The following is a 12132-nucleotide window of genomic DNA, read 5'->3' as shown; positions in this document are numbered from 1 at the left end:
ATGTCCCTCTCGTCCACTCCCGCCCCCGCCGCGCCGCCCACCGTCAGCTCCATCGAGCTGGGTGACGTACGGATCGACCGGGTCATGGAGTACTCCGACACCACGCCGATGACCACCGACGTCTTCTTCCCCGGCAGCACCCCCGAGGAGTGGCGGCGGCACACCGAGCTGCTGGCGCCGCACCACTGGGAGCCGGAGCGCGACCTCACCCGTGCCGCCACCCAGACCTGGGTGCTGCGCAGCGAGGGCAAGGTCATCCTCGTCGACACCGGCGCGGGCAACGGCAAGTACCGCCCGCTGCAACCGATCTGGTCCTACCTGAACACCGACTACCTGGCCAACCTCGCCGCCGTCGGCGTCCGGCCCGAGGACGTCGACATCGTCGTCAACACCCACCTCCACGACGACCACGTCGGCTGGAACACCCGCCTGGAGGGCCGCGACTGGGTGCCCACCTTCCCCAACGCCACCTATCTGATGCCGCGGCCCGACGTCGAGTACTGGAAGCCGGAGAACCTCCCCAACACGGTGTTCGGACGGGGCAACCAGAACGTCTACGAGGACAGCGTCGACCCGGTCTTCGAGGCCGGCCTGGTGACCGTCTGGGAGGACTCGTACACCATCGACGGCAACCTCCGGCTGGCAGCCGCCCCCGGGCACACCCCCGGCGCGTCCATCATCCACCTGGAGTCCGCGGGCGACCGCGCGGTCTTCGCCGGTGACCTGCTGCACGGCGCCATCCAGGTGCACGAGCCGCACATCAACAGCTGTTTCGAGGAGGACGAGGACGGGGCCCGCGCCAGCCGCGCGCGGATGTTCGCCCACGCCGCCGACCACAACGCCCTGGTGCTGCCGGCCCACCTGCCCGGCCACGGCGCGTTCGAACTGCGCCGGCGCGGCACCGGCTTCGAACTCACCGCGTGGGCACCGTTCTCGGCGACCTGACAGTGGTGAAGCAGTCGTGAACACCCTGTGGGAGTGATGTCAGCGGTGCCGCTTATGCTGCACAAGTTGATCACGCGGGACCAGGGGAGGACGCGGCATGTTCGGCAAGCTGTTCGGCAGGGGCGGGGAGAGACCGGCGCGGGACCCGCACGCCCTTCCCGTCCCGCGCAGGCAGAAGAACGGGATGTACACGCTGCGCGCGCTCGGCGACCGGCGGGTCCTCGCCCTGGTGGCGGCGGCCGACGCCGGTGACTGGACGGCGGTCAAGGCCGCGCTGGCCCCCTTCGACCTCGGCCGCGACCACCGGGTCCTGGGCCAGCTGGCCGACCTGGCCGGGGTGCAGGACTGGATCGGCCGCGCGGTCGCGGAGGACACCGACGACCACAAGGAGCACCGGGCGACGGCCCTGCTGATCTCCGGAGCGCGGCACGTCAGCTGGGGCTGGGAGGCGCGCACCGCCGAGCGTGCCGTCAACGTCACCCAGGAGCAGTGGCGCACCTTCCACGAGCGGCTCGACATCGCCGAGGAGCACCTGTTCGCGGCCGCCGAACTGCGGCCGGACTGGGTCACGCCGTGGCGCACCCTGCTCACCTCCGGCCGCGGCATGTCGCTCGGCGCCGCCGTCAACGAGACCCGGCGCGACGCCGCCCTGCGCCGCGACCCGCTGGACCTGGAGTGTCACATCGAGTGGGTGTCCCAGTTGCAGCCCCGCTGGGGCGGCGAACCGGGCGAGGCCCTGGCGTTCGCCCGGGACGCGTTCGCCCGCGCCCCGCAGGGACACCCGCTCGGCTGTGTGATCGCCATCGCGCACATCGAGGACTGGGTCGAGTCGGACGACGGCGGCTGCCTCCAGAGCGACGAGATCCGGGCGGAACTGCGCCAGGCGGCCGACCACAGCATCCTGCACCCCGGCTACCAGCGGCGCCCCGGCTGGCAGCACGACTTCAACATCTTCGGCATGGCCCTGGCGCTGGCCGACGAGCGGCACACGGTCCGGCGGGTCTTCCAGGCCCTCGACGGCGCCTACACCGACAGCTGGCCCTGGAAGTACTTCGCGGAGCCGGAGAAGCAGTTCGCCCGCCACCACCGCCGCGCCTGAGTCCCCGCCACCACCGCCGCGCCTGCCACCCGGGACCACCCCGCCGCGCCTGAGCCCCGGGCCGCGTCCGAGCCCGCCCCGGCCACGGCTCCGGTACGGCCGACGGCCCCGCGGTACGTACGCCGGCACCCGTCCGTGCGCGGCCCGACGCGCCGGCGCCGGCGCCGGAACATCCCTGGCGCGTACCCGGCTCCCGGCCCGCCGACCGGCCGTGACGGTGCGCGCGCCGCCGTCCCGCACCCCAGCTGTCCCTGCCGACCCTCCCACCCCCGGACTGCCCGATGACACTTCCCGGCACCACCGCCGATCACACCTTCCAGGTGGACCTGCGCGGCCTCGTCGACCTGCTCTCCCACCACCTCTACTCCAGCCCCCGCGTCTACCTCCGCGAACTCCTCCAGAACGCGGTGGACGCGCTGACCGCCCGGCACACCCTCGAACCCGGGGCCGGCGCCGACGCGTTCGGCATCCGGCTGTACGCCGACGGCTCGGTGGTCCGCGTCGAGGACGACGGCGTCGGCCTCACCGACGCCGACGTGCACGCCTTCCTGGCCACCATCGGCCGCAGCAGCAAGCGCGCCGAGGGGATCGCCGAGCAACGCGGCGACTTCATCGGCCAGTTCGGCATCGGCCTGCTCTCCTGCTTCCTGGTCGCGGACGAGATCCACGTGCTCAGCCGCTCCGCCCGTACCCCCGACGCGCCCGCCGTGGAGTGGCGCGGCCGCGGCGACGGCAGCTACACCGTCCGCACCCTGCCCGCCACCGCCCGCCCCCGGCCCGGCACCACCGTCACGCTGACCCCCCGCGCCGACGCGGGGGAGTGGACCCGGCCGGCCCAAGTGCACGCTCTGGCGCGGCACTTCGGCGCACTGCTGCGCCACCCGGTGACCTTCGACGACGGCACCGCGGGCCCGGCAGGCCCCGGCGCGTCCGTCAACCCCGAGCCCGCCCCCTGGGCGCGCACGTACCCCACCCCGGGAGCCCGCTCCCGAGCGCTCGCCGCCTACGGCGCGGAGGTCTTCGGTTTCACCCCGCTGGACACCGTCGAACTGGACCTGCCCGCCGTCGGCCTCAAGGGCATCGCCTGCGTGCTGCCCGAGACGGTGCCGGCCGGCCGCCGCCACGGCCACCGCGTGCACGTCAAGGGCATGCTGCTGTCCGAACAGGCCGAGGAGATCCTGCCCGAGTGGGCGTTCTTCGTGCGCTGCGTCGTCGACGCCGAGAGCCTGCGCCCCACCGCGTCCCGCGAGTCCCTGTACGAGGACGACACCCTCGCCGCCGTCCGCGAGGCCCTCGCCGAACGGCTGCGGGACTGGATCGCGCGGGCCGCCGCCAGCGACCCCGACCTGCTCGGCCGCTTCCTGGCGGCCCACCACCTGGCCGTCAAGTCGCTCGCCGTGCACGACGACGAGATCCTGCGGATGCTGCTGCCCTGGCTGCCGTTCGAGACCACCGACGGACACACCACCCTCGACGAGTTCGCCCGCACCCACCGCACCGTGCTCGTCACCTCCACCGTGGAGGAGTTCCGGCAGATCGCGGCGATCGCCTCCGCCGCCGGGCTGGGCGTCGTCAACGGCGGCTACACCTACGACCGCGAACTGGTCCACCGGCTGCCCGAGATCCGCCCCGAGGCCACCGTCGCCGACCTCGACCCGGCCACCCTCACCGCCCACCTCGACCCCGTCGACCGGGAGACGGAACTGGCCGCCGCGGCCTACCTCGCGCTGGCCCGGGACGCGCTGGCCGTCTTCGACTGCGACGTGGCACTGCGCACCTTCCAGCCGGCCTCCGCGCCCGCCCTGCTCATGGACAGCCGCGAGGCCCGGCACGAACGCACCCGCTCCCAGCTCGCCCGCGAGCAGGAGGGCGGCCTGTGGGGCGACATCCTCGGTGCCCTGCGCCAGGAGGCACCGCGGGCCCAGCTGATCCTCAACCAGCTCAACCCGCTGGTCCGGGCCGCCGTCGCCATCGACGAACCCGAACTGGCCCGCACCAGCGCCGAAGCGCTCTACGGACAGGCCGCGATGCTGTCCCGGCGCCCGCTGCGGCCCGCCGAGTCCAGTCTCATCAACCGCTCCTTCCTCGACCTTCTCGCCCACGCCCTGCGCAAGGACAGCTGACGATGCCCACCGCACCCCCGCCCCAGAGCACCGACGAGCTGTTCCGGGCGCTCCAGGACAACGACCGCCGCCCCTACGGCCGCACCCGCACCGTGACCGCCGAGGAACTCGTCGACGCCGCCGAGCGGTTCGAGGAACCCGCCGTCCTCGTGCACGCGCTGCTCGAACTCCAGGAGGCGTACACCTACGGCGCCGAACCCCGTAAGTCGCCGGTCGTCTTCGCCCGGCTGCTCACCCTCTTCGACGAGCGGCCCGACGTCTTCGACGAACGGCTGCGCCACCAGCTGTTCTGGCGGTTCAAGTGGGTGGCGCACGCGCTGCGCCAGCTGCCCGAGATACCGCTCGGCAGTCTGCGCCAGTGGCTGACGGAGATGCACGACCGGTACGAGCGGGCCGGCCTGGGCCTCCAGCCCTACTACGGCCAGGCGTACCAGCTCGCCGCCCACCTCGGGGAGGACACCGACCTCGCCTACGAGCTGTGGGCGGGCCGCACCCGTACCCCGCTCAGCGACTGCGAGGCCTGCGAGATCTGCCAGCGCGCCCGCCACCACCTCGCGGCCGGCGACGACGAGCGGGCGCTGCGCAGCTGGGAGCCGGTGCTGGCGGGCCAGGAGTCCTGCCAGGAGGAACCGGCCCGGTCGATCTCCTACGCGCTGCTGCCGCTGCTGCGCACCGGACGCGGCGACCGGGCCCGCGAGCTGCACCTGGCCGGGTACCGCGGCTGCCGCCGCAACCCCTCGATGTCCGGGGAGGTCGGCCGGCACCTGGAGTTCTGCGCGCTGACCGGCAACGAGGCCCGCGGCCTGGAACTCCTCGCCGAGAACCGGAACCTGTTCGAGGAGGTCGACTCGCCGCTGGACCAGCTCGACTTCCTCACCGGCGTCGAGGTCCTGCTCCAGCGCGTCGAGTCCCTCGGCCACGGGAACCTGCCCGCCGCCGGTCCCCCGGGCCGCACCTGGACGGTGGCCGCCCTGCGCGCCGAGCTCCGGGGCCGCGCCGACGGCCTCGCCGCCCGCTTCGACACCCGGGGCGGCACCAGCGCCCACACCGACCGCCGCGCGGCCCGCCTGCACCGCAAACCCTTCCTGGACGCGCTGGAACTGACCCTGCGGACCCGGGCCCTCGCCGACGTGACCCCGGCCGCGCCCGCCGCCCTCCCCGACGCCACGGAGCCCGCGCTGCCGGAACTCATCGCCCGGGCGCGGGCGTTGGACGAGGAGGGGCACCCGGACGCACGGGCCCACTGGGCGCGGCTGCGCACGCTGGTAGCCGCCCCCGACTACATCCACCCCGACGACCCGGCGGTGGGTCCGCTGGTCCGGCTGCGCGCGGACCTGCTGGCCGACGAGGCGGGCCGGGCGGCCGAGAAGGACGACCACGTGCGCGCCCGCGCCCTCCACGAGGAGGCCGCGGACCGGTACGAGGACGCCGGCCGGCCGGCGGACGCGGCGGTCTCCCGGGCCTGCGCCCTGCTCGCCGCGGTCGAGATCCCGACGGCCGAGGCACCTGGTACGCCGACTGGTGCGCCGACCGCCGAACAGGCTGGTGCGCCGACTGGTGCGCCGACCGCCGAAGAGGCCGAGGCCGCCACCCCGTCCACTGAGGAGGCCGAGGCCGCCACCCCGTCCACCGAAGAAGCCGAGGCCGCCGCCCCGCCCGCCACCAGCCCCGCCGATGAAGCCAGGGCCGCCGCCCTGACCGCCGTACACGCGGCCGTGGTCCGGCTGCACGAGCGGACGTCCGGTCTCGCCCCCTACCAGGAGGCCCGGCTGCTGCGGCTGCGGGCGACCGCGTTCGGGCTGCGGTTGCAGCACTCGCGGAGCGTGGCGCACATCGCGCCGGTGCTCGCCGAGGTGGACCTGCTGCACGCGTTCGCCACCCGGCACGACCTCGCCGGGCAGCTCTCCGGCGCCCTGCTGCTGCGGGCCAGCACGCACGCCCTGGCCGGGGACCTGCCCGCCGCGGTCGCCGGCGTCGACACCCTCCTCGAGCGGCTGCGCGGCCACGGCCCGGCCTGGCACCTGCCCCGCACGCTCGGCCTGCGCGGCCGGCTCCAGCTCGGCCTGCGGGACGCCGAGACCGCGTACGCGAACCTCACCGAGGCGCTGCGGCTGGCCGCCGACTGGCCGGCCGGCGCGATCGACACCGCCCGGCTGCACGGCGACCTCGCCGAGTCCTGCCTGCACCTGGGCCGCCCCGACGAGGCCCTGCGGCACCTGACCCGCTCGGCCGAACTCGACCTGCGCACCGGCAGCCGTACCGACGCCTACTGCGCCTACAGCAACGCCGCGCAGCTCAGCCTCGACCTGGGCCGGGTCGAGGACTGCATCGCCCTGCTGGACTCCCTCCTCACCGAGCCAGACGTCGCCGCCGGGGAGGTGGACGACCGGCTGGTGGCCCAACTGCGCCTGACCCGGGCCCGCGCGCTGCACGCCGGGGAGGACCTCAAGGCCGCCACCGCCGAACTCGTCGCCCTCGCCGCCGAGTCGGCCGGCTGGGACGACGACCCGGGCAGCCACGCCATGATCGCCGCGGAGACCGCCGTACTCCTCGGGGAGTCCGGGGAGTTCGCGCGCGCCCGGCAGGCCGCGGACCAGGCGCTCGCCGCGCACGCCCGCGAACCGCGCTTCGAACAGCTCAGCAGCTGCCTGCGCGAACTCGCCCGGCTCCAGGCCCAGCGGCAGGGTCCCGAGGGGCTGGCCGACGCCCGCGCCTTCCTCGCCGACGCCGCCCGGGTCGCCGACGAGGCCCGCGCCGCCGGACACCGGCCGCACGGCCGTTCCCTGGACACCGCCCTGGCCTACGAACACGGGCGGATCAACGCCTACGCCGGTGCCTACGAGGACGCTCTCGCCGCCCTGGAGCGGGCCCTCGGCCTGCTCGGCGAGCCCGGACCGGAGGACGGCGCGGGGGAGTGGGCCGAGTGCGTCCGGTTCGCGGGCGCCGTGGAGGGCGTCTACCTGGAGCGACCCGCTCCCGCCCTGGCCCGCCTCGACGCGGCCGTCGGCCGGCTCACCGCCCTCGGCCGCACCGAGGAGGCCGAACCTCTGACCGCACTGGCGGCGCGGCTGCGCGACGAGGAGTGAGCCGGCCCGCGGAAGGACGGCGAGGACCGCGCTTCCCGCACGCAACAAGGGACCTGGCCGGGCGGCGGCTCAGTGACCGGTGCGGTCCCCCGCCCACACCGCCGGCCTGCGGTCCGCCCACGGGCTCGCCCGCTCCAACTGGCCGGCGAGCCGGAAGAGGCGGTCCTCCCGGCCGTACCCGGCGGCGAACTGCATGCCGACCGGGAGTCCCGTCGCGGCGTCCGCCGTCACCGGCACCGACATGGCGGGCGTGCCCGTCACGTTGAACACCGCGGTGAACGGCGACCGGCCCAGGACCCGGTCCAGCCAGCCCAGGCCGTCCAGCTCCCCGGCCCCCTCGGCGAACGTGCCGAGCGGCACGGGGAGTTCCGGCAGGGTCGGGGTGAGCAGCAGGTCGTACGTGTCGAAGTACCGGGCCAGGCTCCGGGAGACCCGGTTGCGCATCCCGAGGGCGGCGACGAACTGCGCGCCGGTGACCTGCCGCCCGTAGTGGTAGCTCGCGAGGACGGGCGGTTCGAGGGTGGAGGCGTCGACCGGCCGGCCGAGGGCGGCGGCCAGCTCGTCCACCTGTGCGGACAGGTTCGCCGCCCACTGCCGGGCGTTGGCCAGGACGAACTCCTCCCAGCCGGCCCCGAGATCCACCTCGGCCCGCGTGACCCGGTGGCCGAGGGATTCCAGCAGGGACACGGTGCGGGCCAGGGCGGCGGCGACCGGCGCGGTGGTGCGGTGCCCGCCCCACGCCTGGGCCAGCACCCCGATCCGCAGCGGCCCCGGGTCCCGGCCGGCCTCCTGGGCGTACGGCCGGGCCGGCGGCCGGGCGGCGTAGGGGTCGCCCGGTTCCGGGCCGGCGATCAGGTCGAGCAGGACCGCGCTGTCCCGCACGGTGCGGCTGACGGCGCCGTGCACGGCCAGGCCGTTGAAGATCTCGTCGACGGCGGGGCCCACCGAGACCCGGCCCCGGGTGGGCTTGAGGCCGAACAGGCCGTTGCAGGCGGCGGGTATGCGCAGTGAACCGGCGGCGTCGGTGGCGTGCGCGATCGGCACCACCCCGGCGGCGACGGCCGCGCCCGCGCCGCCGCTGGACCCGCCGGCGCTGCGCGTCACGTCCCAGGGGTTGCGGGTCGCGCCGTACAGCACCGGTTCGGTGGTGATGCTGTAGGCCAGCTCCGGTGTCGCGGTCCGTCCGAACGTCACGAGGCCGGCCCGGCGCAAGCGCGACATCAGGAAGGAGTCGCCGCCGGCCACCTGACCGGCCGCCAGCCGGCTGCCCAGCTCCATCCGCCGCCCGGCCATGGCGACCCCGATGTCCTTGATCAGGAAGGGCACACCGGCCAGCGGCGCGCTGCCGGGACCGGGCCGGTCGTCGGTGTCCCAGGTCTCCACCACGGCGTTGATCCGCGGGCCGACCGCGTCCGCCGCCGCCCGCGCCGCGGCTTCCAGTTCGGCGGGGGTCACCTCGCCCCCGGCCACCAGTTCGGCCAGTCCGACCGCGTCGAACCCCACGTACTCGGCGACTTCCACTGTCACTCCCGGTGCTGAGAAGAAAACGATACCTGTGAGTCCCGGACGATACCGAGCGGTATCACTCGGGACGGACTGGTACCGTAGCAGTCATGGAACCGACCGCCGCGAGGCCCTCCAGGAGACCGGAGCGGGTGGCGAAACTGCCGCCCCGGGAGCGCATCCTCGACGCGGCGGAGGAGCTCTTCCAGCGCGAGGGGATCCGGCGGGTGGGCGTCCAGGCGATCGCCGAGCGGGCCGAGACCACCAAGATGGCGATCTACCGGCACTTCGAGACCAAGGACGCGCTGGTCGCCGAGTGGCTGCGGATCGTCGCCGCCGACTACCAGGCCGCCTTCGACCGGGCCGAGGCCGACCATCCCGGCCGGCCCCGGGAGCAGATCCTGGGCCTGGCCCGGTTCATCGCCGACGGGCTGCCGGGGATCTCGCACCGGGGCTGCCCGTTCATCAACTCCCTGGCCGAGCTGCCCGACCGCGCCCACCCCGCACGGCAGGTCGTCGAGGAGCACAAGGCCCGCCAGACCCGCAGGCTGACCGGCATGTGCGCGGCGGCCGGGCTGCCCGACCCCGAGCAGGCCGCGGCCGAGATCACCTTCGTGCTCGAAGGCGCGCAGGTCAGCACCCAGAACGGCAGCGTCGACCGGGCGGGGGAGCGGCTGCTGCGCATCGTCGAGGGCATCCTGGACCGCCACCTCGGCCCGGCCCGGGACCACTGAGGGCCGCGGCGCGCGGGTGGGCGTCACCCGTCACTCCGTGCGCGGGCGGGCTTCGGCAGGGAAGCGGATAATCGCCGCATATGGGGCTCTGGGGCAAGCGGGACGACATGGTGGTGCACGAACGGGAGCCGTTCAACGCCGAGCCACCGCCCGCCGCGCTGACCGGCGGCGGCATCACGCCCCTGGACACCTTCTTCAGCCGCAACCACGGTCCGGTCCCCGACCTCGACCCGGCCGGCTGGCGGCTCACGGTGGACGGCCTGGTCGAGCGGCGGCTCAGCCTGTCGCTGGACGACCTGCGCACCCGGTTCGCGGCGACGGAGGTGACCGCCACCCTCCAGTGCGCGGGCAACCGCCGCCGCGCCCTGACCGATGTGCGCGACATCCCCGGCGAGACGCCGTGGGGGCCGGGCGCCCTGTCCACCGCCCGCTTCCGCGGCGTCCGGCTGGCCGATGTCCTCGGCCACGCGGGCCTGGACCCCCGTACGGCGCACATCGCGTTCACCGCCCCCGACGTCTCCCCGCAGGCCGACCCGCCCGAGCCCTACGGCGTCTCGGTGCCGCTGGCCAAGGCGCTGGGCCCGGAGGTGCTGCTGGCCTGGGCGATGAACGACCGCCCGCTGCCCCGGGTGCACGGCGCGCCGCTGCGCGTGGTGGTGCCGGGCTGGATCGGCGCCCGCAGCGTCAAGTGGCTGCACCGCGTCACCGCCCGGGCCACCCCCTCCGACGCCCACTTCCAGGCGGTCGCCTACCGGCTGCCGCCGGCCGCCGCCGACCCCGGCCGGGCCCGCCCCGGCGACGGCGTCCCGCTCGGACCGCTCGCCCTGAACTGCGCCGTTCTGAGCCCCGCCGACGGCTCCCGGCCGCCCGCCGGTCCGACCAGGATCACCGGTTACGCCCTGGCCGGCGAGGGCCGCACCGTCGCCCGGGTCGACGTCTCGTGCGACGCCGGCCGCACCTGGACCCGGGCCGGCCTGGCGGACGCGGCCGGCCCCTGGGTGTGGCAGCACTGGCACGCGGTGCTGGATCTGCCGGCCGGCGAGGTGGAGGTGGTCGCCCGCGCCCGGGACTCGGCCGGCGCCACCACCCCCGAGTCACCCGCCACCGTCTGGAACCCCAAGGGTTACGTCAACAACTCCTGGGGACGCGTCCGGCTGCGCTGCGGCGGGCGTTTCCGTCCCGCTCCCCGGGGGACTCAGCGCCCATGAACAGAAAGCCAGGTCACCGCCGGATGGGCCAGAACCGAGTCCTGTGGCTGCTGGACGCCCTGGAGCGCACCCCCAGGGCGGACAGGGTCATCGACGCCCTGGGCAAGGGGGTGCGGGCGCTGCCCCTGGGCTCCGCGCGGGACGCACTGCACGGCCGGTGGCTCGGCCACCCGCTGCACCCGCTGCTGGTGCAGGTCCCGATCGGCAGCTGGCTGTCCGCGGCGGTACTGGACCTGTGCCCCGGCCGCTCCCGGGAGGCGGGCCTGCTGATCGGCGTCGGCCTCGCCACCGCCGGCCCCGCCGCCGTCACCGGTGCCGTCGACTGGGCGGAACTGCACCCGCAGCAGCAGCGGGTCGGCCTGGCGCACGCCCTGGCCAACACGGCCGCCGTCGGCCTCTACGGCGCCTCGCTGCTCTGCCGCCTCACGGGCCGGCCCGGAGCCGGCCGGACGTACGCCTTCCTGGGCCTGACGGCGGTCGGCGTGGGCGGCATGCTGGGCGGGCACCTGGCCTACCGGCAGGCATCCGGCGCCAACCACGTCGAAGACGTCCCGCACCTCGTCACCCCGGGCTGGCACCGGGTCGGCGCGGTGTCCGAGTTCCCGGCCGGCGAGCCCGTCCGGCGCACCGTGGACGACGTGCCGGTACTGGTGGTCCGCGAATCCGGCGGTACCGTGCACGCGCTGGCCGACCGTTGCAGCCACCTCGCGGGCCCGCTCTCCGCGGGCGCCGTCGCCGACGGCTGCGTGACCTGCCCCTGGCACGGCAGCGTGTTCCGGCTCGCCGACGGCTGGAACGTCCGCGGCCCGGCCACCGCGCCGCAGCCCGCCTTCGACACCCGCGTCGTCGACGGCCAGGTCGAGGTACGGCTGCGCGGCGAGGACGGCCCGGCGCCGGACACCGGCAGCGCGGACCGGCGGACCCACCAGCACAGCGGCTGACGGCCGCCGCCTCAGCGGTTCGGCTCGGCCGCGCTGATCCGGGCCAGCACGCAGGTCGGGTCCTGCTCGACCGCCACGTCACCCAGGGTGATGATGCCGACCGGCTGCCCGTCGTCGACCACCGGCAGCCGGCGCAGCGCCTTGCCCCGCATCAGCTGCACGGCCCGGTCGACGTCGTCCTCGGGCGCGACACACACCACGTTGCCGCTGCACGCCTCGGCGACCGTCCGGACCGAGGCGTCCTCGGCGTCGGCGAGGATGCGTACCGTCAGGTCGCGGTCGGTGACCAGGCCGCGCAGCCGCCCGTCGTCGACCACCAGGACGGCGCCGATGTTCTTGTCGCGCATGACGCGGGCCACCTCCCACACCGGGGTGTCCGGGGCCACGGTGACCGGACCGAGGGTCATCACCTCACGCACCTGCGGAGCCATGTGCCTCCTCCTCGCCGGATACTGACGGTGTGTCAGAGCGGGTCCGGCGGACGTGACAGTGA

9 protein-coding genes are annotated in these 12132 nt (G+C 75.3%); 7 read left to right on the top strand and 2 right to left on the bottom strand.

What is annotated here, in order from left to right:
* From AB0G32_RS26720 to AB0G32_RS26705, 4 genes are all read left to right on the top strand, one after another.
* A complete protein-coding gene (locus tag AB0G32_RS26720) occupies positions 1-945 on the top strand; it encodes an MBL fold metallo-hydrolase (RefSeq protein WP_361168308.1) in 945 nt (314 codons plus the stop codon).
* A gap of 97 nt (positions 946-1042) precedes the next feature.
* Complete coding sequence (locus AB0G32_RS26715) at positions 1043-2044, top strand: hypothetical protein (RefSeq protein WP_361168305.1); 1002 nt, start codon at positions 1043-1045, stop codon at positions 2042-2044.
* A 281-nt stretch (positions 2045-2325) separates the two neighbouring features.
* Positions 2326-4167 (top strand): HSP90 family protein, encoded by a 1842-nt coding sequence (locus AB0G32_RS26710; RefSeq protein WP_361168302.1) that lies wholly within the window; start codon positions 2326-2328, stop codon positions 4165-4167.
* 2 nt (positions 4168-4169) lie between these two features.
* Positions 4170-7253, top strand: coding sequence for a hypothetical protein (locus tag AB0G32_RS26705; RefSeq protein ID WP_361168299.1), 3084 nt, complete (start codon positions 4170-4172; stop codon positions 7251-7253).
* Between the two features lie 69 nt (positions 7254-7322).
* Here the strand turns inward: AB0G32_RS26705 and AB0G32_RS26700 are convergent, their stop codons facing one another.
* Positions 7323-8774 carry an amidase gene (locus tag AB0G32_RS26700; protein WP_361168296.1) on the bottom strand — a complete coding sequence of 484 codons (1452 nt, stop codon included), beginning with the start codon at positions 8772-8774 and terminating at the stop codon, positions 7323-7325.
* Between the two features lie 92 nt (positions 8775-8866).
* Here AB0G32_RS26700 and AB0G32_RS26695 point away from each other — a divergent pair, with 92 nt between their 5' ends.
* From AB0G32_RS26695 to AB0G32_RS26685, 3 genes are all read left to right on the top strand, one after another.
* Positions 8867-9490, top strand: a complete 624-nt coding sequence (locus AB0G32_RS26695; RefSeq protein WP_361168293.1) for a helix-turn-helix domain-containing protein — start codon at positions 8867-8869, stop codon at positions 9488-9490.
* 80 nt (positions 9491-9570) lie between these two features.
* Positions 9571-10698, top strand: a complete 1128-nt coding sequence (locus AB0G32_RS26690) for a sulfite oxidase (RefSeq protein WP_361168290.1) — start codon at positions 9571-9573, stop codon at positions 10696-10698.
* Positions 10699-10721: 23 nt separating this feature from the next.
* Entirely contained in the window at positions 10722-11639 is a 918-nt protein-coding gene (locus AB0G32_RS26685; protein ID WP_361168287.1) for a Rieske 2Fe-2S domain-containing protein, read from the top strand.
* Positions 11640-11650: 11 nt separating this feature from the next.
* Here AB0G32_RS26685 and AB0G32_RS26680 read toward each other — a convergent pair whose 3' ends face one another.
* Positions 11651-12070 (bottom strand): CBS domain-containing protein, encoded by a 420-nt coding sequence (locus AB0G32_RS26680; protein WP_361168284.1) that lies wholly within the window; start codon positions 12068-12070, stop codon positions 11651-11653.
* Between the last annotated feature and the right edge of the window lie 62 nt (positions 12071-12132).

The organism is Streptomyces sp. NPDC023723 (assembly GCF_040639815.1).
Lineage (GTDB): Bacteria > Actinomycetota > Actinomycetes > Streptomycetales > Streptomycetaceae > Streptomyces.
This window is presented reverse-complemented; position numbering and strand designations above follow the sequence as displayed.